The following is a 19,593-nucleotide window of genomic DNA, read 5'->3' on the forward strand; positions in this document are numbered from 1 at the left end:
GCCCCGCCGGAGACTGACATGGACAAATTCACCACCGTTCAGGGCATCGCGGCACCGATGCCCCAGATCAATGTCGATACCGACATGATCATACCCAAACAGTTCCTCAAGACGATCAAGCGGTCGGGGCTGGGGGTCAACCTGTTCGACGAGATGCGCTATGACGATGACGGACAGGAGATCGCGGATTTCGTTCTGAACAAGCCGCAATACCGCGATGCGGAGATCCTCGTTGCCGGTGACAATTTCGGCTGCGGATCGTCGCGTGAACACGCGCCCTGGGCGATCAAGGATTTCGGCATCCGCTGCGTGATCGCGCCCAGCTTTGCCGATATCTTCTTCAACAACTGTTTCAAGAACGGGATCCTGCCGATCGCGCTGCCGCAAGAGGTGGTTGACGTGCTGATGAAGGACGCCGAAAAGGGCGCCAACGCCCGCATGACCGTCGATCTCGAGGCGCAGACCATCACCACGTCGGATGGCGAGGTGTTCAGCTTCGAGGTGGACGCGTTCAAGAAACACTGCCTGCTGGAAGGGCTCGACGATATCGGCCTGACGATGGAAAAGGCCCCGGCCATCGAGGCCTTCGAGGCACAGGCGGCCACCCAGCGGCCCTGGGTCTGACTTGCGCCCATATGTCCTGATCGCGGCCCTTGTCTGGGCCGCGGTTCACGCCTGCGCCGCGGGGGCGGAAAACCTGCGGATTGCCACCTTCAACGCCGAACTGTCCCGGACCGGGCCCGGATTGCTTCTGCGCGATATCGAGCGCAGGGACGATCAGGTGATGGCGGCCGCACGCGTCATCGCGGCAACGAATCCCGATATCCTGGCGCTGCAGGGTTTCGACTGGGACCATGACGGGGTGGCCTTGGCGGCCTTTGCCGGGCTCCTGGCGGAGGAGGGCGCCGACTATCCGCACCGGTTCGCCGAACGGCCCAATAGCGGGCTGGCCACGGATATGGACCTGGATGGGGACGGACGGCGGGGCGGCGCGGGCGACGCGCAGGGATATGGCGAGTTTGCCGGGCAGGGCGGCATGGCCGTTCTGTCGCGGTTTCCCATAGCCAGCGACGGGATACGGGATTTCACCGCCCTGCTGTGGCGCGATCTGCCCGGCGCGATCTTGCCCGAAAACGCAGAGGGCGGTCCCTTTCCCTCCGCCGGGGCGTTGGACGTGCAGCGGCTGTCCACGAACGCGCATTGGGTGGTGCCGATCGACACGCCCGGCGCCGGGCGGGTTCACCTGATGACCTTTCACGCATCGCCACCCGTTTTCGACGGGCCCGAAGACCGGAACGGGCGGCGCAACCACGATGAAATCGCGTTCTGGCGCCTGTATCTGGACGGCGCCTTCGGGCCCGCCCCGAAGGCAAGGTTCGTCATCGCCGGCGATGCCAATCTGGACTCCCAAGACAGCGATGGCCGGCGCGAGGCGATCCGCGCGCTGCTGAGCGATCCGCAGCTGACCGACCCGCAGCCGCGCAGGACCGGCGCGGCCGGACCCGGTGCCGGGGATACGGTGGACTGGCCCGCGCCGGGACCGGGCCGGCTGCGGGTGGATTATGTCCTGCCATCGACCGACTGGGAGGTGGTCGGGTCGGGTATATTCTGGCCCGCCGTGGGCGAACCCGGCCATGACGACGCGATCACCGCCAGCCGTCACCGGCTGGTCTGGGTCGATCTCGCGCCATGATGACCGGCGAGCGCCACGGGTGGCCCGGCGGGCCGCGCCGGGGCGTTCTTGACCCTCTGGTTGGGCCGCGCTAGGGCGGTGGCCAAGCAATGCAAGGAGATCGTCATGCCCAACCCCTCGCTTCTCATCCTGTCCGGCGACGGGATCGGCCCGGAGGTCATGGCCGAGGTTCGCAAGGTGATCGGCTGGTACGGCGCCAAGCGCGACCTGGTCTTTGACGTCAGCGAGGATCTGGTGGGCGGTGCCGCCTATGACGCGCATGGCACGCCGCTGCATGACGACACCATGACCCGCGCGCAGGAGGTGGACGCCGTCCTGCTGGGCGCCGTGGGCGGCCCGAAATACGACGATCTCGATTTCAGCGTGAAACCGGAACGCGGCCTGCTGCGGCTGCGCAAGGAAATGGACCTGTTCGCCAACCTGCGCCCGGCGCAGTGTTTCGACGCGCTGGCCGATTTCTCGTCGCTGAAACGCGACGTGGTGGCCGGGCTCGACATCATGATCGTGCGCGAATTGACCAGCGGCATCTATTTCGGCGAACCGCGTGGGATCATCGAGGACGGCAACGAGCGGGTCGGCATCAACACCCAGCGCTACACCGAATCCGAGATCGACCGTGCCGCGCGTTCGGCATTCGAACTGGCCCGCAAGCGCCGCAACAAGGTCTGCTCGATGGAAAAGGCCAATGTGATGGAATCGGGCATCCTGTGGCGCGAGATCGTGCAGAAGGTCCATGACGAGGACTATCCGGATGTCGAGCTGAGCCACATGTATGCCGACAACGGGGCGATGCAGCTGGTGCGCGCGCCCAAACAGTTCGACGTGATCGTGACCGACAACCTCTTTGGCGACATCCTGTCGGACTGCGCCGCGATGCTGACCGGGTCACTGGGGATGCTGCCCTCGGCCAGCCTCGGCGCACCGATGGCGAACGGCCGGCCCAAGGCGCTCTATGAACCGGTGCACGGGTCCGCGCCGGACATCGCGGGACAGGGCAAGGCCAACCCGATCGCCTGCATCCTGAGTTTTGCGATGGCGCTGCGCTACAGCTTCGATCAGGGCGCAGAGGCCGACCGGCTGGAAGCCGCGGTCGAACAGGTGCTGGCCGACGGGCTGCGCACCGCCGACCTGCTGGGCGAAGAGGGCGCGACGCCGGTTTCGACCTCGGGAATGGGCGATGCCATCGTCGCCGCGCTCGACGCGAGCCTCGCCTGAGCATCGGAAACCGGCGGCGTCTCAGCGCCCCGGTTTGCGCAGGTAGACATAGAACGCGCCGTCACCGCCGTGGCTGACATGGGCGGGGCGCACCTGCTGCACGGCCTGCGACAGCGGCGCGGCGGTCAGCCAGTGCGGCACCTGCCGACGCAACACGCCGCGCGGCGACGGGATCGGATCGTCATCGTGGCGCGCCGGTTTGCCCTTGCCGGTAATGACCAGCACCAGCCGCTTGCCGGCCGCGCGGGACGAGGTGATAAACCAGATCAGCGCCGGATGGGCCTGCGCCAGCGTCATTCCGTGCAGGTCGATGCGGGCCTCGGGCTTCATCGCTCCGCGTTTCATCCGGCGATGGGTCTTGGCATCCATGCGCAGCGGGGCAACGCGTAGCCGGTCGGACAGTTCACGGTCAAGATCGTTGGAAAATGGCTGGCTGCCGGCCCGCGCCCCCAGCGTGAAACCGTCCGGGATCGCGGGCGGCGCGGGCGTAACCGGTTCCGGGGACGGGTCGGGCTTTCGCGGAGGAGGGGCCGGTGACGCGGTGCGCGCGGGTTTTGCCAGCGGTTCGGCCTGCCGCGCCACCTTGCGCCACAGGTCATGTTCTTCCGGGGTCAGTCGGCGGCGCCGGGTCATGGCTCGGCCTTTGCGGTCGGATCGGCGGGCGCCCGGATCAGGATTCGGTCGCGACCAGGATCCAGTTCGGATCGTCCGCGCCCATTTCCCGCGCGAATGTCCAGACATCCTTCTGACGCTTCACCTGGGTCGGGCTGCCTTCGATGACCTGCCCGTCACGGTCGCGCACGACCGAGGTCAGTTCGCCCACGAAACGCATCGTCAGCTCGGCGCGGTTGGTGTCCTTGTCGAACTGAACGTCCTGGATCGTGGTTTCCCGCACGCCGATGAACTCGGCTTCGATCTGCAATCCCTGGTCCTCGCGCGCGGAAACGACGCTGACGAAGGTTTCGAACACGTCTTCGGACAGGTAGGGCTGGATCGCGTCCAGGTCCCCGCGCTCGAACCCCATCACGATCATTTCATAGGCGCCGCGGGCACCCTGCAGAAAATCGGAAACGGAAAAGGCCGGCTCGACCCGTTTCATCGCGGCCAGTTCCCCCGCCTGGTCGCTGTCGGCGTCGACATGATCGGTGATGTCGCGGTCGGGCCCGCCCTCGATCACCTCGAACCCCTTGCGGTCGGATTTCTCCGGCTGGCTCGGGGCCGGCGGCTTTTCGAATCCCTCGCGCGTTCCGAGCACGCTTTTCAGGCGCAGGATCAGGAACACGGCGATACCGGCCAGCACCAGAAGCTGGATCAGGGGAGAGTTCATTCCTACCTCGTTTCAGGCTGCGGTCTTTGTATATCGGGCCCAAGGCACTATGTAGGTGACGCGCGGGGGCAAGTCCACCGCTCAACCCCAAACAGGACCCGTTCTTGCGATGTATCTTTTCCTGGCCTTCCTGCTGGTGCCGCTTGTCGAGATTGCGCTGTTCATACAGGTCGGCGGGCTGATCGGGCTCTGGCCGACGCTCGCGGTCGTGATCCTGACCGCCGTGCTGGGCACCGCGCTGGTGCGCGGGCAGGGACGGCAGACCATGTTCGACCTGCGCCGGTCGTTCAACGAGCTTGACGATCCGACCGAGCCGCTGGCCCACGGAGCCATGATCCTTGTCGCCGGTGTCCTGCTGTTGACGCCCGGGTTTTTCACCGATGCGCTCGGGTTCGCCCTGCTGATGCCGCCGGTCCGGCTGGCGGTGATGCGCCACGCCCGCACCCGCATGACCGCGACCACGTTCCAGATAGGGACCGCGCCGCGCGGGGCGGGGATGTCCCGGCATGATACCGGGATGCCGCCGCGTGGAGATGTGATCGACGGCGAGTTCGAGGAGGTGCAGACACAGCGCGATCCGAACCGGCCCCCATCGGGCTGGACCCGCGACTGAGACGCGCCATTGAGAAGCCTCCTGCCACCTGCTAAGTGCGGGTCAACGTGAATTCAGGAGTTTTCCCATGTCCGAAAACGGTTCCGGCACCGACGAACAGGCCGCGCCGCAACAAGCGCCACAGGTTCAGATGAATGTCCTCGGCCAGTTCGTCCGCGACCTGTCCTTTGAAAACCTGATGGCCCAGCGCGGTGTCACCGGCGAAGTGACGCCGAATATCAGCGTTCAGGTCAGCCTGGACGCCAAGAAGCGCGCGCAGGACCATCAATACGAGGTGCTGATCAAGCTGAACATCGACAACAAGTCCAAGGACAGCGGCGACGCGCTGTTCGCCCTCGAGCTTGAATATGTCGGGATCTTCCATGTCCAGGGCGTTCCCGAGGACCAGATGCACCCGTTCCTGATGATCGAGTGCCCGCGGATGCTGTTCCCGTTCCTGCGCCGTATCGTCAGCGACGTGACGCGCGATGGCGGTTTCCCGGCGCTCAATCTCGACAACATGGATTTCGTCCAGATCTATCGCAACGAACTGGCCCGGCGTCAGGCCGCGGCCCAGCCGACGCAGTAAGATCCGGGTTCATGCCGTCAGGGGCCGCGCCAATGCGCGGCCCTTTTCGTTCACGGGTCGGGCCAGAGCGACGCATCGCCCAGTTTCGCGATGAATTCGGCATGAGCGGCGCGTTCGTCATCCGTCAGCCGCGATGGCAGCGCGACCGGGCGGGGACCGGGACGCCAGGTGTCACCCGCGCTGTCTCCGGTATCGGAACTGGCAACGCCCAGGCCGAAATCCGGCTGCCGGCCACCGATCAGCTCGAGATAGACCTCGGCCAGGATTTCACTGTCGAGCAACGCGCCGTGAAGGGTGCGCGCGGAATTGTCGATGCCAAAGCGGCGGCACAGGGCATCCAGCGAATTCTGGGCACCGGGAAACTTGGTGCGGGCAATCGCCAGCGTGTCGATCGCGCGATCCATCGGCAGTTGCGCCAGACCCATCCAGCGCAGTTCTGCATTCAGGAATTTCATGTCGAAACTGGCATTGTGAATGACCAGCACCGCATCGCCGATGAAATCGACGAAACCCTTTCCGATCTGTGCAAATTTCGGCTTGTCGCGCAGGAAATCATCGCCCAGGCCATGCACCTCGAAGGCCTCCTGCGGCATGGTGCGTTCCGGGTTGATATACTGGTGGTAGGTTCGCCCGGTGGCGACATGGTTCAGCAGTTCGACGCCGCCGATCTCGACGATCCGGTCGCCGGTTTCAGGGTCGAGCCCCGTCGTTTCCGTATCGAGAACGATTTCACGCATCTGCCAGCCCTGTCCTGATCCTGCCTAGCACATCCCGGACCTGGGCGCGGGCATTTTCCAACGTGTCGGTGATGATGACATAATCGGACCGCGCGCGTTTCTCGGCATCGGGCATCTGCTTGTCCCGTATCCGGTGAAACTGCTCGCGGCTCATCGTGCCGCGGGCCATGACCCGGTCTTCCTGCAGCTGCGGAGATACCGACACGCAGGCCACCGCGTCCATCCGGCTGTCGCCACCGGTTTCGAACAGCAGCGGGATGTCGAACACGATGATATCCGCCGTCGCCTGCTGCCGGAACAATTCGCGGTCGGCTGCGACCAGCGGATGGACAATGGCCTCGATGGCGTCCAGCGCCGCCGGGTCCGCGGCGATGATCGCCTTGAGCCGGTCGCGGCTGACGGCGCCATCGGCAATGGCCTGCGGAAACGCCGCCCGCATCGGCTCCACGGCCGCGCCGCCCGGCGCATAGAGCCGGTGGACGGCGGCATCCGCATCCCAGACCGCGCAGCCTTCTTCGGCGAAAAGCCGCGCGGTGGTGCTCTTGCCCATGCCGATGGACCCGGTCAAACCCAGCGCAAAGCTCATCCCAGCACCGCCCGGCGCGTTGCCTCGTCCACCGTCGGGCGCTGGCCGAACCAACGTTCAAAACCCGGCACGCCCTGGTAGAGCAGCATCCCCAGCCCGTCCACGGTCACGCAGCCCCTTGCCTCGGCGACCTGCAACAGTTCGGTCCGCAGCGGCGCATAGACGAGATCCGTGACCACCGCATCCGGCCGCAACCCGTCGAGCGACAGGCGAAGCGGCGGATTTCCGGTCATGCCCAGCGAGGTCGTATTCACCAGAAGCCCGGCATCGCCCAGCACGTTTCGGACCTGGGACCAGTCAACGACGCGCACCCGGCGACCGAGATCCTCGCGCAGCCGCTCGGCCCGGATCCGGGTCCGGTTCGACACCATGATTTCGGGCACGCCCGCTTCGATCAGGGATGCGACAACCGCCCGCGATGCGCCGCCGGCCCCGACCACGACGGCGGGACCGGCGGCGGCATCCCAGTTCGGGGCGCCGCGCCGCAGGTTCTCGATGAACCCATAGCCATCCGTGTTGTCGGCCACGATCCCGCCGCCGGCCCGGAAGGTCAGCGTGTTGGCGGCACCGATCAGCCCGGCCCGGTCGGTGACCTGGTCTGCAAATTGCAGGACCGTTTCCTTGTGCGGCACCGTGACGTTGACACCGACAAAGCCCATCCGGGGCAAGGTCTGCAGAACCCGTTCCAGGTCTTGCTGTGCCACATCCATCGGGATGTAGTGACCGGCGAGCCCCAGCGTCGCCAGCCAGTGCATGTGCATCACGGGCGATCGCGAATGCGCAATGGGTGAGCCGATCACCCCGGCAAGCGGAATACGGTCGGTCATGAGTCGATGACCCCTTTCAGATGCAGATAGCCCAGAAGTTCGAGCAGCGGCAGGCCGAGAACATGAAAGTGGTCGCCTTCGATGCGGGAAAACAGGCGCACGCCTTCTTCCTCGAGCTTGTAGGCGCCGACGGAGTGGCGGATGCTGTCCCAGTTCCGGTCGACATAGCCCTGCAGATAGGCGTCCGAAAACGCACGCATCACCAGCCTCACCACCCCGACATGCCGCCAGACAGGCGCCCCAGCCTCATAGACAACCGCGGCCGAAAACAACCTGTGCCGATCACCGCGCATCCGGCGCAGCTGGCCGATCGCATCATCCGGCGATACCGGTTTGGACAGGATTTCCCCTTGGAATTCAGCCACCTGGTCGCAGCCTATGACCATCGCACCGGGGAAACGCGCGCTGATCTTGCGGGCCTTGGCCTCGGCCAGCCCATCGGCCACATCGCGTGGCCCCGCGCCGTCGGCAATCATCGACCGGCGTATCATGTCTTCGTCCACGCGGGGCACGATCACGTCAAAGGGAACCGCCGCCGCTTCCAGCATCCGGGCCCGGACCGCCGATCCCGACGCAAGCACGATCTGAACAACCATGTGGACAACCCGCTGGAGAACCAACCCGGAAACACCGGACAGTTCTGGAAGTTTTTTCGCCCGGTTGCAAGTTCGCCCGGCTTGACGCGGAAACCGCCGATCGGTTCAGCGATTCCCGCACTTGGGACGGGGATAAACGTATCGCTGTTCAGAACCGGGAATATCGGTGGTTTTCCACAGGTTATCCCCTATTTGGTTTCGGTTTTAAGAATATTTAAAATATTGATAAATAACGTCTTATTTTCGATATCCAGTCTTACCAACAGGTTTGTTCATGCCCTCATCCCCATGAGGACAGAATCCGGGATGAAGGTTTGACCCACAGAAACGCCGCAGACTACAAAATCATCATTTCTTTCTTTCTTAATTTTTCTTATTTGAGGTCAGATTGCTGGGAAAACCAAAGATGACCGACCTGCTCGCCTCGCTATACCCGTGGACCAAGGCATTTCACATCATGTCCGTGATCGCCTGGATGGCGGGGCTGTTCTATCTTCCCCGCCTGTTCGTCTATCACGTCGACAAGGCGGGGCCCGGCGGCGAAATTGATCCCGTGTTCCAGACAATGGAGCGGAGGCTGCTGCGGGCGATCATGAATCCGGCCATGACAGCGGTCTGGGTGTTCGGTCTCATGCTGGTGTTCACGCCGGGTATCGTCGATTGGGGTATGGTCTGGCCCTGGACCAAGGCCGCGGCGGTTCTGACGATGACCTGGTTCCATCACTGGCTGGCCTGGAGGCGCAAGGATTTCATTAATAGTTCCAATACGTTGTCCGGAAAACACTACAGGATGATGAATGAGGTTCCGACGGTCCTGATGGTGGTGATCGTATTGTCGGTGGTGATAAAGTTCTAATCGCCGTTTGACTCCGGTCCGGTCTTTGCCTAGGTAGTCTTTCGGCCATCCCGTCCGGGAACCGGCTCTTCCCGTTATGACTCATGGATCTCCGGCAGATGCCGGGATTGGAAAGCCATATGACTATGACCCAAGAATCCCTCACCCTCGCTTCGCTCAAGGCCAAAAGCCCCAAGGACCTGCTCGCGGTAGCAGAAGAACTGGAGATCGAGAACGCCTCGACCATGCGCAAGGGCGAGATGATGTTCCAGATCCTGCGTGAACGCGCGGATGATGGCTGGGAAATCTCCGGCGATGGCGTGCTCGAGGTCCTGCAGGACGGGTTCGGGTTCCTGCGGTCACCCGAGGCGAACTATCTGCCCGGCCCGGACGATATCTATGTGTCACCCGACATGATCCGCCAGCATTCGCTGCGGACCGGCGACACGATCGAAGGTGTGATCAAGGCGCCCGATGACAGCGAACGCTATTTCGCGCTGACCGATGTTACCAAGATCAATTTTGAGGAACCGGAAAAGGCGCGTCACAAGATCGCCTTTGACAACCTGACGCCGCTCTATCCCGATGAGCGGCTGAAGATGGAGATCGAGGATCCCACGATCAAGGACAAGTCCGCGCGGGTGATCGACCTGGTGGCGCCGATCGGCAAGGGCCAGCGGTCTCTGATCGTGGCGCCGCCGCGCACCGGCAAGACGGTGATTCTGCAGAACATCGCCCATTCGATCGAACGCAATCACCCGGAATGCTACCTGATCGTCCTGCTGATCGACGAACGGCCCGAGGAAGTCACCGACATGCAGAGGTCGGTCAAGGGCGAAGTGGTTTCCTCGACCTTCGACGAACCGGCCAGCCGCCACGTCGCCGTGTCGGAAATGGTCATCGAGAAAGCCAAGCGTCTGGTTGAACACAAACGAGATGTTGTGATCCTTCTGGATTCGATCACAAGACTTGGTAGGGCATTCAACACCGTGGTCCCGTCATCAGGCAAGGTTCTGACCGGTGGTGTCGATGCCAACGCATTGCAACGGCCGAAAAGGTTCTTTGGTGCCGCGCGCAATATCGAGGAAGGCGGGTCGCTGACCATCATCGCCACCGCGCTGATCGATACCGGCAGCCGCATGGACGAAGTGATTTTCGAGGAATTCAAGGGAACCGGCAACTCGGAGATCGTACTGGACCGCAAGATCGCGGACAAGCGCGTGTTCCCGGCCATCGACATCCTCAAATCCGGCACCCGGAAGGAAGACCTTCTGGTCGATAAGGGCGACCTGGCCAAGACCTTCGTTCTGCGCCGGATTCTCAATCCGATGGGGACCACGGACGCGATCGAGTTCCTGTTGTCCAAGCTCAAGCAGACCAAGTCCAACGGCGATTTCTTCGATTCGATGAACACCTGATCGGGGAGGCCGGGAGGCTGCCTCATGGATACGATCTATGCTCTTGCCAGCGCGCCGGGCCGGGCCGGCGTTGCCGTTATCCGCATTTCTGGGCCTGACGCGCATCGCGCGGCAGAAAAACTGGCCGGTCCGGGTCTGGCTGCGCGGGGCATGGTTCTGCGTGTCCTGCGGGACAGCCAAGGCGAACGTCTGGACGACGCGCTGGTCCTGAGTTTCAGGGCACCGGGCAGCTTTACCGGCGAGGACGTGGTCGAACTGCAGGTTCATGGCAGCACAGCCGGTGTTGCCGCGATCCTGAATGCACTTTCGGAACTGGAAAACCTGCGACCGGCCGAGGCCGGCGAATTTACCCGGCGGGCGATGGAAAACGGCAAACTCGACCTCGCCCAGGTCGAGGGGCTGGCCGATCTGATCGATGCGGAAACGGAATCGCAACGACGGCAGGCCAACAACCTGTTTTCGGGCAAGCTCGGCGATCTGGCATCGGCATGGCGTAGCCAATTGGTGCGTGCCGCCGCGCTGATCGAGGCAACCATTGATTTCGCCGACGAAGACGTGCCCGTCGACGTGACGCCCGAGGTGACCGCGCTGGTTTCCGCCGTCATGGCCGGTCTGGAACGAGAAATTGCCGGATTGCATGTATCCGAACGCATCCGAACCGGGTTCGAGGTCGCGATCATAGGGCCGCCGAATTCAGGAAAATCTACCCTTCTCAATGCTTTAGCTGGTCGTGATGCGGCTATTACCTCCGAATATGCCGGCACGACACGCGATGTGATCGAGGTCCGTATGGATCTCGGTGGATTGCCGGTTACCTTGCTCGACACGGCCGGATTGCGAGAAACAGAGGATCATGTCGAGGGTATCGGGATTGCCCTGGCTCGCAAACGCGCCCGGTCCGCGGATCTGCGGATATTCCTTGGAGAAGATGAACAGGCCGCCGGTCTGGACCTGTTGGACGATGATATCCGCGTATTGCCCAAGGCTGATTTGCGAAAGGGCGGAAGGAACGCGGTTTCGGGGCTGACAGGCGCGGGCGTCGATGAACTTGTCCAGCGTGTCGCAGACACTCTCGGCAACAGGGCGGCGGGTTCGGGGCTTGCAACGCGCGAACGCCATCGGGTCGCGATGACGAACACAAGGGAATCGCTTGTAGTCACGCGGGATCTTCTGGCGCACGGACCTGACAGCTATGATATAGCTGCCGATGAATTGCGCAGAGGGATTCGTGCGCTAGAGTCGCTGGTCGGTCGTGTGGACGTGGAGAACCTCCTGGATGAAATATTCTCGAGTTTCTGTATCGGCAAATAAGGAGTGTTTCACGTGAAACATTCGGGCTTTGATGTCGTTGTCATCGGTGGCGGCCATGCGGGATGCGAGGCGGCCCATGCCGCTGCGCGAATGGGTGCGGATACGGCGCTGGTGACCCTGTCACGCGATGGGATCGGGGTCATGTCCTGCAACCCGGCGATCGGGGGACTCGGGAAAGGGCATCTGGTTCGAGAAATCGACGCAATGGACGGCGTCATGGGGCGTGTCGCGGACCGTTCGGGAATTCAGTTTCGGTTGCTCAACAGGCGTAAAGGGCCAGCTGTTCAAGGCCCCAGAGCACAGGCTGATCGCACCATTTATCGGTCGGCAATGCTGCAAGAGATTGAAAAGCGAGACAATTTAACGATTGTCGAGGGGGAAGTAACCGATTTCATCATGAAGGATGGTCGGATCTCTGGCGTAAGGCTCAACGACGATTCCGAGATTAGCGCCAAGGCCGTCATCCTGACCACCGGTACATTCCTTCGAGGTGTCATCCATATCGGCGACAAGAGCTGGAGCGGTGGCCGCATGGGGGACAAGCCCTCGATCCGGTTGGCGGAGCGGCTCACGAGTTATGAATTGCCGTTGGGTCGGCTGAAAACCGGAACGCCGCCACGGATAGCGCGCGACAGCATCGACTGGGCTGTTCTTGAGATGCAGCCCGGAGACGATTATCCGACGTTCTTTTCTTTCATGACAAAAGCACCCGCCTGCCGTCAGATTGAATGCGGGATCACGCACACAAACGAACAAACACACGAGATCATTCAGAAAAATCTCGACAAGTCCGCGATGTATGGCGGCCATATCGACGGGATCGGGCCACGCTATTGCCCGTCGATCGAGGACAAGATCGTAAGATTTTCCGACAAGACCTCGCATCAGGTCTTTCTGGAGCCGGAAGGAATGGACAGCGAAACCGTCTATCCGAACGGAATTTCGACGTCTTTGCCTGAGGATATACAGCTGGATTATGTCCGCAGTATCAAGGGGATGGAGAGTGCGGATATTCTGCAACCGGGTTATGCGATAGAATATGACTTTGTCGATCCGCGCGTGTTGACGTCGCAGCTGGCTCTGGATCGTGTGCCGGGTTTGTATCTGGCGGGTCAGATCAACGGGACAACGGGATATGAAGAGGCGGCGGCGCAGGGCCTGGTCGCTGGCCTGAATGCGGCATTGGCTGTTCAGGGCAAGGAACCGGCGATTTTCAGCCGTGCCGACAGCTATATCGGGGTGATGATCGACGATCTCACAACGCGCGGAGTATCAGAGCCCTATCGGATGTTCACGTCACGGGCCGAGTATAGGCTCAGCCTGCGCGCTGACAATGCGGACCAGAGATTGACGACGCTCGGTATCGAATTGGGTTGTGTTGGCGAAGGGCGGCGACTGAGCTTCGAAGAAAAGCTTGAGAAGCTCGACAAGGCGAGGGAATTGCTTACGCAAGGCATGTATTCTCCAACGCAACTGGTCAAAGCCGGTATCGAGGTAAACCAGGACGGCAAGAAACGGAGTGGTCTGGATGTTCTTGCCTTTCCCGGCGTGTCGTTCGAAGAACTGTCGCCATTGATCGACAATCTGTCGGATGTCGATGGTGATACGCGGCGCCAGATCGAACGCGAAGCGCAATATGCGAACTATATCCGTCGGCAGAAGATGGATACCGAGGCGCTGAAGCGCGAGGAGGGGCAGAAAATCCCCGCCGGGTTCAGTTTCGGTGCGATCGAGGGTCTTTCGAACGAGCTCAAGCAGAAGCTCGAACGGGTTCGACCTGAAAATCTGGCGCAGGCATCGCGAATCGATGGCATGACGCCGGCGGCCCTGGTGTTGATTTTGTCGCGGTTGAAGAAAGAACAGAGGCGAAAACGTGCCTGATTCCGAGGCTCTGGATCTTTTGTATTCCTTCGATGTTTCACGTGAAACAATCCGGAAGCTCGAGGTCTATGTCGACTTGCTTCGGCGCTGGACCCCAAAGATCAACCTGGTCTCTAAATCCAGCCTCGATCAGGTCTGGATGCGGCATATCGTTGATTCTGCACAGATATTTCATATGGGTGCCGACTGTTTGCACTGGGGTGACCTGGGTAGCGGCGGCGGCTTCCCTGGCATGGTCGTGGCCATTCTGCGTGAAAATCAAGGCAGGACAACACTGGTCGAGAGCGACCAACGCAAAGCGGCCTTCCTGCGGTCGGTGGTGCGGGAATGCGATGCACGTTGCACTGTCATCAGCCAGCGGATCGAAGCGGCGGAGCCCTTGAATGCGGATGTCTTGTCGGCGCGGGCGCTTGCCGATCTCGATACATTGCTGGGATTTGTTCAGCGACATATGGGCACGAACGGTATCGCGCTGTTTCCCAAGGGTGCCAGTTGGGAAAAAGAGGTCGACCAGGCTCGGCGGAAATGGCATTTCGATCTGGAAACGCGTAAGAGTGTGACCGAACCCGGAGCCGTCATTCTCAAAGTGAAAGATGTGAGCCTTGTCTGAACCGAGCGGATCTTCCAGCCCGAAAACCATCGCCATCGCCAACCAGAAAGGCGGCGTCGGCAAAACGACAACGGCAATCAACCTGGCCGCGGCTCTGGTTGAAAGCGGAAAGAAGGTGCTTGTCATCGACCTCGACCCGCAGGGGAACGCATCGACCGGGCTCGGGATCAACGCCGAAGACCGGTCGGGAACCTCCTATGATCTGTTGGTCTATGCGACGCCTGTAGGAGAGCTGATCCAGCAATCCAAGATCGACGGGCTGTTCATCATCCCGTCGACGGTCGACCTGAGCTCGGCCGATATGGAGTTGATTTCAAACGAAAATCGAAGCGTCCTGTTGCGCCGGGCATTGTCAGCGGGCGGAGAGCCGCTGTCGTCGATGGACTATGTTCTGGTGGACTGCCCGCCGTCGTTGAACCTGCTGACCGTCAATGCCCTGATCGCGGCGGATTCGCTGCTGGTGCCGTTGCAGAGCGAGTTTTTTGCCCTCGAAGGGCTGTCGCAACTGATGTTGACCGTCCGGGAAGTGCGGCAGAGCGCCAATCCGAACCTTCGCATAGAAGGAATCGTGCTCACGATGTTCGACGGGCGCAACAATCTTTCGTTGCAGGTCGAACAGGATGCGCGGGAAAATCTCGGCGCGCTGGTGTTCGAAACCAAGGTGCCCAGAAACGTTCGGGTCAGCGAGGCACCGTCGTTCGGGATGCCGGTACTGAGCTATGAGCCGCTATCCAAGGGTGCCGAGGCGTATCGCGCGCTGGCGCGGGAGCTGTTGGACAATCACGGGTTGAAAGCGGCCTAGACGGGGCAGGAGGACGAGCCGATGCAGGACAAGAAGAACAGGTCGCGCGGGTTGGGACGTGGGTTGTCGGCGCTGATGGCGGATGTGACCACCGCCGCCGAAGCCGAGGCGGCGCCGGATAAGGGCCGCAGGGTCGACATGGTGCCGATCGAACGGCTGAGCGCGAATCCCGATCAGCCACGGCGGACATTCGATGCGGGGGATCTGGACGACCTGACCGCCTCGATCCGCGAAAAGGGCGTGTTGCAGCCGCTGATCGTCCGGCGGTCGGGTGACAGCGGATACGAGATTGTCGCGGGCGAACGCCGTTGGCGGGCCGCGCAACAGGCGCAGGTCCACGAACTGCCGGTGCTGATCCGCGATCTGTCCGATGTCGAAGTGCTCGAGATCGCGATCATCGAGAACATCCAGCGTGCCGATCTCAACGCGATCGAAGAGGCGGCGGGCTATCGCCGGCTGATGGATGAATTCGGGCATACCCAGGAACAGATGGCCGCCGCCCTCGGCAAGAGCCGCAGCCACATTGCCAACCTGCTGCGGCTGCTGTCGCTGCCGGCCGATGTGCAGGATCTTCTGCGTGACGGAAAACTGTCCGCCGGTCATGCGCGGGCGCTGGTCACGGCCGAAAACCCGTCCGAACTGGCGCGGGCGGTGGTCAAGGGGGGGCTGTCGGTTCGCGCAACCGAGGCGCTGGTCAAGCGCAAGCTGCCGGGGCCGCGGCCAACTCCGAAACCCGCGTCGGAGAAGGACGCGGATACCGCCGCGCTCGAAGGCGATCTGAGTGCAAACCTGGGTATGAAGGTCGAACTGAAACACAAGCCGGGACAGGAAACCGGCGAGCTGTCGATCCGCTACAGGTCGCTGGACGACCTCGACACCCTGTGCCGGTTGCTGAACGCGATCTAGGGCCGGCCCGGGTCGGGCAACAGGTCTTCCAGGATGGCGTTCAGAACCATAACACCTTGTTTTGTAACAGATAACCTATCCTCTGTCACATTGACCAGCCCGAGCTCTTCCAGCCGGTTGCAGCGGGTCCGATCCAGCGGCACACCGGCCAGTGCCTGATAGCGCGACAGTGAAATCCCTTCGGTAATCCGAAGGCCCATCAACAGGTATTCCTCGGCCTGTTCGGTTTTGCTCAGCCGGTCCCGGCTGTCGTCGCCATTTCCCGCCTCAGATGCAGAGAGCCAGGCATCGGGCAGCCTGTGGCAGGTCGTGGCATGGCGCGCCCCGTTCAGGGTGACACGGCCATGGGCGCCGGGCCCGATCCCGGCGTAATCGCCATAGCGCCAATAGATCAGGTTGTGCCGGGATTGCGCCTCGGGCCGCGCATGGTTGGACACCTCGTAGGCGGGCAAACCATGGGCGTCGCAGATTTCCTGCGTTGCCTCGAACATATCGGCCGCGCGGTCGTCATCCGGAAGGCCGCGCAGGCCGCCGCGTGCATGGCGATCCCCGAACGCCGTGCCGGGTTCGATGGTCAGCTGGTAGAGCGAAAGGTGATCGATGGCCATGTCCAGCGCCTGGCGCAGTTCGTTGCGCCAATCAGCCAGCGTCTGATCCTGGCGGGCATAGATCAGGTCGAAACTCACCCGGTCAAAGCAGGTCCGGGCAATATCGAAGGCGGCCCGTGCCTCGGCGACGGTATGGATCCGACCCAGCCGCCGCAGATCGTCATCGTCGAGCGCCTGAACCCCCATTGACACGCGGTTTACCCCGGCATCCCGGTAACCGGCGAAACGCCCGGCCTCGACCGAACCAGGATTGGCCTCCAGCGTGATTTCCATGTCATTGGAAAATGCCCAGTGTTCGCGGGCCCGGACGACAATCGCGGCGACGGTGTCCGGGTCCATCAGGCTGGGCGTCCCGCCGCCGAAAAAGATGCTGTTCAGCGCCCGGCCCGGCAAATCATGGGCGACACGATCAAGTTCCCGCAGATAGGCATCGCGCCAGCGTGTCTGGTCGATCCGCCGCGAGACATGGCTGTTGAAGTCGCAATACGGGCATTTGGCCTCGCAAAACGGCCAGTGGACGTAAAGACCGAATCCCCCCTGTTGCCAGTCCTCAGCCAAAACAGCCGGCAACGAGCTTGTTCAGCGCCACCGCGCGATGGCTGATCCGGTTCTTTTCGTTCCGGTCCATCTCGCCAAAGGTGAGATCATACCCGTCGGGCTGAAACGCCGGGTCATAGCCATGGCCCAGCGCGCCGCGCATCGGCCAGACGAACTGGCCCTCGACGGTGCCGGGAAACACCTCGTCATGGCCGTCGGGCCACGCAAGAACCAGCGTGCAGCAGAACCGCGCAAGTCGCGGAAGCGGTGCGCGTGTTTCTTCCAGTTCACGATGGGCGCGTTCCATCGCCATCACGAAATCACGGCCCGCCGGCGTTTCCGCCCAATCGGCGGTATAGACGCCCGGCGCGCCGCCCAGAGCGTCGATCTCGATGCCGGAATCATCCGCCAGCGCGGGCAGGCCGGTTGCGGTGGCGGCCGCATGTGCCTTGATACGGGCGTTGCCGACAAAGGTGGTTTCGGTTTCTTCGGGTTCGGGCAGGTTCATGTCACCGGCCCCGACAACCGTCACGCCAAACGGTGTCAGCAGCTCGGTGAATTCTTCGAGCTTGCCGGCGTTGTGGGTGGCGACAAGCAGTTTGTCACCGGTGAACCTGCGGATGGTCATGCGGTCGCGGCCCGCTGCGCGCCGACCAGTTCACCCACGCCCTTTTCGGCGAGGTCGATCAGGGTGTTCATCTGGTCGCGCGAAAACACCGACCCCTCGGCGGACATCTGCACCTCGATCAGCTTGCCCGACCCGGTCATGATGAAATTTCCGTCGACACCGGCTTCGCTGTCTTCGGGGTAGTCGAGATCCAGCACCGGCTGGCCGGCATAGATGCCGCAGGAAACGGCGGCCACCGGATCGACCAGGGGGTCAGACGTGACCATCCCCGCCTTCATCAGCCTGTTCACGGCCAGCCGCAATGCGACCCAGCCCCCGGTGATCGCCGCGCAGCGGGTGCCGCCATCGGCCTGCAACACGTCGCAGTCGATGGTGATCTGGCGTTCTCCCAGTGCGACCCGATCGACACCGGCCCGCAGCGCGCGACCGATAAGCCGTTGAATTTCAACGGTTCTGCCACCCTGCTTGCCCGCGGAGGCTTCGCGCCGCATCCGGGTGTTGGTGGCCCGTGGCAGCATCCCGTATTCGGCGGTGACCCAGCCCAGGCCCGACCCCTTGATAAAGGGCGGCACCCGATCCTCGATGGTGGCGTTGCACAGGACATGCGTATCCCCCACCTTGATGAGACAGGATCCCTCGGCATGTTTGCTGAAGCCCGGTTCGATCGAAACCGCGCGCATTTGGTTCAGTTCACGTCCTGAGGGTCGCATGTGATGTCCTTTGCTGGTCTGCGCGCGGAGATAGCCCCGCGCGGGGCATGTGTGCAAGCCCGATTGACCTTCGTGCAGAGGGGTTCTTAACTGGATTTCCAGCCGGAGACCGAAGATGAACGACTCCACGAGATTGCTTGACGACCTCAACGACCGCTCGCGGGAAGTGTTCCGGCTGGTGGTTCAGTCCTATCTCGACAGCGGCGACCCGGTCGGCAGCCGGACGCTGACCCGCACCCTCAGCGAAAAGGTCAGCGCCGCCACCGTGCGCAACGTGATGCAGGATCTCGAATATCTCGGCCTGCTGGGCAGCCCCCATGTCAGCGCCGGCCGGGTTCCCACCGAGCTGGGGCTGCGCATGTTCGTCGACGGCCTGCTCGAGGTGGGGGATCTCAACGATTCGGACCGGGAAAAGATCGACGCGACGCTGGACAGCAATTCCGCCGACGTGGCGCGGATGCTCGACCGGGTGGGTGCGGCGTTGTCGGGGGTGACGCAGGGCGCCTCGCTGGTGCTGACGCCCAAGCACGAGGCCCCCATCCGCCATATCGAGTTCGTCAGCCTGGGCCATGACCGGGCGCTGGTGGTGCTGGTCTTTGCCGACGGGCATGTGGAAAACCGCCTGTTTACCCCGCCGTCGGGCCATACGCCCAGTTCGATGCGCGAGGCGGCGAATTTTCTCAATGCCCTGATCGAGGGACGCACGCTGGGGGAACTGCGCGGCCAGATCGCGGCCGACATCACCGCGCGCCGTCAGGAAATCGACGCGCTGGCCCGGGACATGGTGGACATGGGCATGGCGGCCTGGGAAACCGGTGACACCGGCGATGACGCTCGCCTGATCGTTCGCGGGCGCGCGAACCTGCTGGACGAGGCGGGCGAGGGGCTCGACCGGATCCGGAGCCTGTTCAACGACCTGGAACGCAAGCGCGACATCGCCGATTTCCTCGAGCTTGCCGAGCAGGGCGAGGGTGTCCGGATTTTTATCGGCTCAGAGAACAAACTTTTCTCACTTTCGGGTTCCTCTTTGGTGGTTTCTCCCTATATGAACGCGGATCGCAAGATAATCGGCGCGGTGGGCGTGATCGGCCCAACGCGCCTGAACTATGGGCGGATTGTCCCGATCGTGGAATATACGGCGCAGCTCGTGGGGCGGCTGATTTCCGACCGGGGTTAGAGGTGAGA

General features: G+C 62.5%; 22 protein-coding genes. 13 read left to right on the forward strand and 9 right to left on the reverse strand.

Annotation, left to right across the window (positions count from 1 at the left end; genetic code table 11):
- Positions 1–18 precede the first annotated feature (18 nt).
- The 3 genes from leuD to leuB all read left to right on the forward strand — a co-directional run bounded on the left by leuD (position 19) and on the right by leuB (position 2,908).
- A complete protein-coding gene (leuD, locus tag C6Y53_RS09135) occupies positions 19–624 on the forward strand; it encodes a 3-isopropylmalate dehydratase small subunit (RefSeq protein ID WP_106472153.1) in 606 nt (201 codons plus the stop codon).
- Between the two features lies 1 nt (position 625).
- A complete protein-coding gene (locus C6Y53_RS09140; RefSeq protein WP_244614980.1) occupies positions 626–1,693 on the forward strand; it encodes an endonuclease/exonuclease/phosphatase family protein in 1,068 nt (355 codons plus the stop codon).
- Between the two features lie 105 nt (positions 1,694–1,798).
- Positions 1,799–2,908, forward strand: coding sequence for a 3-isopropylmalate dehydrogenase (leuB, locus tag C6Y53_RS09145; RefSeq protein ID WP_106474024.1), 1,110 nt, complete (start codon positions 1,799–1,801; stop codon positions 2,906–2,908).
- A gap of 21 nt (positions 2,909–2,929) precedes the next feature.
- Here the strand turns inward: leuB and C6Y53_RS09150 are convergent, their stop codons facing one another.
- Together C6Y53_RS09150 and C6Y53_RS09155 are read right to left on the reverse strand one after the other, a co-directional pair.
- Positions 2,930–3,541, reverse strand: coding sequence for a Smr/MutS family protein (locus C6Y53_RS09150; protein ID WP_106472154.1), 612 nt, complete (start codon positions 3,539–3,541; stop codon positions 2,930–2,932).
- A gap of 37 nt (positions 3,542–3,578) precedes the next feature.
- Complete coding sequence (locus C6Y53_RS09155; protein ID WP_106472155.1) at positions 3,579–4,235, reverse strand: Tim44/TimA family putative adaptor protein; 657 nt, start codon at positions 4,233–4,235, stop codon at positions 3,579–3,581.
- Between the two features lie 109 nt (positions 4,236–4,344).
- Here C6Y53_RS09155 and C6Y53_RS09160 point away from each other — a divergent pair, with 109 nt between their 5' ends.
- Complete coding sequence (locus C6Y53_RS09160; RefSeq protein ID WP_106472156.1) at positions 4,345–4,848, forward strand: FxsA family protein; 504 nt, start codon at positions 4,345–4,347, stop codon at positions 4,846–4,848.
- Positions 4,849–4,915: 67 nt separating this feature from the next.
- Entirely contained in the window at positions 4,916–5,416 is a 501-nt protein-coding gene (secB, locus tag C6Y53_RS09165) for a protein-export chaperone SecB (RefSeq protein ID WP_106472157.1), read from the forward strand.
- A gap of 50 nt (positions 5,417–5,466) precedes the next feature.
- On the opposite strand, the gene dnaQ is transcribed toward secB, so the two are convergent.
- The 4 genes from dnaQ to C6Y53_RS09185 are packed head-to-tail and all read right to left on the reverse strand — an operon-like array spanning position 5,467 to position 8,162.
- The gene (gene dnaQ, locus C6Y53_RS09170; protein ID WP_106472158.1) at positions 5,467–6,153 is read right to left on the reverse strand and encodes a DNA polymerase III subunit epsilon; all 687 of its coding nucleotides are present in this window, start codon (positions 6,151–6,153) and stop codon (positions 5,467–5,469) included.
- Positions 6,146–6,739 carry a dephospho-CoA kinase gene (gene coaE, locus C6Y53_RS09175; protein WP_106472159.1) on the reverse strand — a complete coding sequence of 198 codons (594 nt, stop codon included), beginning with the start codon at positions 6,737–6,739 and terminating at the stop codon, positions 6,146–6,148. Before coaE ends, dnaQ begins: the two co-directional genes overlap by 8 nt.
- On the reverse strand, positions 6,736–7,566 hold the full coding sequence (locus tag C6Y53_RS09180) for a shikimate dehydrogenase (RefSeq protein ID WP_106472160.1): 831 nt from the start codon (positions 7,564–7,566) through the stop codon (positions 6,736–6,738). The genes coaE and C6Y53_RS09180 overlap by 4 nt, the downstream gene beginning before the upstream one ends.
- Positions 7,563–8,162 carry a Maf family protein gene (locus C6Y53_RS09185; protein WP_106472161.1) on the reverse strand — a complete coding sequence of 200 codons (600 nt, stop codon included), beginning with the start codon at positions 8,160–8,162 and terminating at the stop codon, positions 7,563–7,565. Before C6Y53_RS09185 ends, C6Y53_RS09180 begins: the two co-directional genes overlap by 4 nt.
- A gap of 406 nt (positions 8,163–8,568) precedes the next feature.
- On the opposite strand from C6Y53_RS09185, the gene C6Y53_RS09190 reads away from it, so the two are divergent.
- From C6Y53_RS09190 to C6Y53_RS09220, 7 genes are all read left to right on the forward strand, one after another.
- Entirely contained in the window at positions 8,569–9,018 is a 450-nt protein-coding gene (locus C6Y53_RS09190) for a CopD family protein (protein WP_106472162.1), read from the forward strand.
- Positions 9,019–9,143: 125 nt separating this feature from the next.
- Complete coding sequence (rho, locus tag C6Y53_RS09195) at positions 9,144–10,415, forward strand: transcription termination factor Rho (RefSeq protein ID WP_106474025.1); 1,272 nt, start codon at positions 9,144–9,146, stop codon at positions 10,413–10,415.
- Positions 10,416–10,439: 24 nt separating this feature from the next.
- A complete protein-coding gene (mnmE, locus tag C6Y53_RS09200) occupies positions 10,440–11,726 on the forward strand; it encodes a tRNA uridine-5-carboxymethylaminomethyl(34) synthesis GTPase MnmE (RefSeq protein WP_106472163.1) in 1,287 nt (428 codons plus the stop codon).
- Positions 11,727–11,738: 12 nt separating this feature from the next.
- Positions 11,739–13,607 carry a tRNA uridine-5-carboxymethylaminomethyl(34) synthesis enzyme MnmG gene (mnmG, locus tag C6Y53_RS09205; protein WP_106474026.1) on the forward strand — a complete coding sequence of 623 codons (1,869 nt, stop codon included), beginning with the start codon at positions 11,739–11,741 and terminating at the stop codon, positions 13,605–13,607.
- The gene (gene rsmG, locus C6Y53_RS09210; protein ID WP_244614981.1) at positions 13,600–14,217 is read left to right on the forward strand and encodes a 16S rRNA (guanine(527)-N(7))-methyltransferase RsmG; all 618 of its coding nucleotides are present in this window, start codon (positions 13,600–13,602) and stop codon (positions 14,215–14,217) included. The genes mnmG and rsmG overlap by 8 nt, the downstream gene beginning before the upstream one ends.
- The gene (locus C6Y53_RS09215; RefSeq protein ID WP_106472164.1) at positions 14,210–15,019 is read left to right on the forward strand and encodes a ParA family protein; all 810 of its coding nucleotides are present in this window, start codon (positions 14,210–14,212) and stop codon (positions 15,017–15,019) included. Before rsmG ends, C6Y53_RS09215 begins: the two co-directional genes overlap by 8 nt.
- Before the next feature lie 21 nt (positions 15,020–15,040).
- Positions 15,041–15,925 (forward strand): ParB/RepB/Spo0J family partition protein, encoded by an 885-nt coding sequence (locus C6Y53_RS09220; RefSeq protein WP_106472165.1) that lies wholly within the window; start codon positions 15,041–15,043, stop codon positions 15,923–15,925.
- Here the strand turns inward: C6Y53_RS09220 and hemW are convergent.
- Genes hemW through rph form a run of 3 tightly spaced genes read right to left on the reverse strand, consistent with a single transcriptional unit; the run spans position 15,922 to position 18,408 of the window.
- Complete coding sequence (hemW, locus tag C6Y53_RS09225) at positions 15,922–17,091, reverse strand: radical SAM family heme chaperone HemW (RefSeq protein WP_106472166.1); 1,170 nt, start codon at positions 17,089–17,091, stop codon at positions 15,922–15,924. The genes C6Y53_RS09220 and hemW overlap by 4 nt on opposite strands.
- Complete coding sequence (gene rdgB, locus C6Y53_RS09230; RefSeq protein WP_106472167.1) at positions 17,084–17,698, reverse strand: RdgB/HAM1 family non-canonical purine NTP pyrophosphatase; 615 nt, start codon at positions 17,696–17,698, stop codon at positions 17,084–17,086. Before rdgB ends, hemW begins: the two co-directional genes overlap by 8 nt.
- Positions 17,695–18,408, reverse strand: a complete 714-nt coding sequence (rph, locus tag C6Y53_RS09235) for a ribonuclease PH (RefSeq protein ID WP_106472168.1) — start codon at positions 18,406–18,408, stop codon at positions 17,695–17,697. The genes rdgB and rph overlap by 4 nt, the downstream gene beginning before the upstream one ends.
- Before the next feature lie 115 nt (positions 18,409–18,523).
- Between rph and hrcA the strand changes: the two genes are divergently transcribed.
- Complete coding sequence (gene hrcA, locus C6Y53_RS09240) at positions 18,524–19,585, forward strand: heat-inducible transcriptional repressor HrcA (RefSeq protein ID WP_106472169.1); 1,062 nt, start codon at positions 18,524–18,526, stop codon at positions 19,583–19,585.
- The last annotated feature ends 8 nt before the right edge of the window (positions 19,586–19,593 follow it).

The organism is Pukyongiella litopenaei, assembly GCF_003008555.2.
GTDB lineage: Bacteria > Pseudomonadota > Alphaproteobacteria > Rhodobacterales > Rhodobacteraceae > Pukyongiella > Pukyongiella litopenaei.

What these genes read in the sequence shown, in the direction of transcription:
- leuD (WP_106472153.1), top strand. Translation starts at nt 19, where the DNA reads ATGGACAAATTCACCACCGTTCAGGGCATCGCGGCACCGATGCCCCAG.
- leuB (WP_106474024.1), top strand. Translation starts at nt 1,799, where the DNA reads ATGCCCAACCCCTCGCTTCTCATCCTGTCCGGCGACGGGATCGGCCCG.
- C6Y53_RS09150 (WP_106472154.1), bottom strand. Translation starts at nt 3,541, where the DNA reads ATGACCCGGCGCCGCCGACTGACCCCGGAAGAACATGACCTGTGGCGC.
- C6Y53_RS09155 (WP_106472155.1), bottom strand. Translation starts at nt 4,235, where the DNA reads ATGAACTCTCCCCTGATCCAGCTTCTGGTGCTGGCCGGTATCGCCGTG.
- C6Y53_RS09160 (WP_106472156.1), top strand. Translation starts at nt 4,345, where the DNA reads ATGTATCTTTTCCTGGCCTTCCTGCTGGTGCCGCTTGTCGAGATTGCG.
- secB (WP_106472157.1), top strand. Translation starts at nt 4,916, where the DNA reads ATGTCCGAAAACGGTTCCGGCACCGACGAACAGGCCGCGCCGCAACAA.
- dnaQ (WP_106472158.1), bottom strand. Translation starts at nt 6,153, where the DNA reads ATGCGTGAAATCGTTCTCGATACGGAAACGACGGGGCTCGACCCTGAA.
- coaE (WP_106472159.1), bottom strand. Translation starts at nt 6,739, where the DNA reads ATGAGCTTTGCGCTGGGTTTGACCGGGTCCATCGGCATGGGCAAGAGC.
- C6Y53_RS09180 (WP_106472160.1), bottom strand. Translation starts at nt 7,566, where the DNA reads ATGACCGACCGTATTCCGCTTGCCGGGGTGATCGGCTCACCCATTGCG.
- C6Y53_RS09185 (WP_106472161.1), bottom strand. Translation starts at nt 8,162, where the DNA reads ATGGTTGTTCAGATCGTGCTTGCGTCGGGATCGGCGGTCCGGGCCCGG.
- C6Y53_RS09190 (WP_106472162.1), top strand. Translation starts at nt 8,569, where the DNA reads ATGACCGACCTGCTCGCCTCGCTATACCCGTGGACCAAGGCATTTCAC.
- rho (WP_106474025.1), top strand. Translation starts at nt 9,144, where the DNA reads ATGACCCAAGAATCCCTCACCCTCGCTTCGCTCAAGGCCAAAAGCCCC.
- mnmE (WP_106472163.1), top strand. Translation starts at nt 10,440, where the DNA reads ATGGATACGATCTATGCTCTTGCCAGCGCGCCGGGCCGGGCCGGCGTT.
- C6Y53_RS09220 (WP_106472165.1), top strand. Translation starts at nt 15,041, where the DNA reads ATGCAGGACAAGAAGAACAGGTCGCGCGGGTTGGGACGTGGGTTGTCG.
- rdgB (WP_106472167.1), bottom strand. Translation starts at nt 17,698, where the DNA reads ATGACCATCCGCAGGTTCACCGGTGACAAACTGCTTGTCGCCACCCAC.
- rph (WP_106472168.1), bottom strand. Translation starts at nt 18,408, where the DNA reads ATGCGACCCTCAGGACGTGAACTGAACCAAATGCGCGCGGTTTCGATC.
- hrcA (WP_106472169.1), top strand. Translation starts at nt 18,524, where the DNA reads ATGAACGACTCCACGAGATTGCTTGACGACCTCAACGACCGCTCGCGG.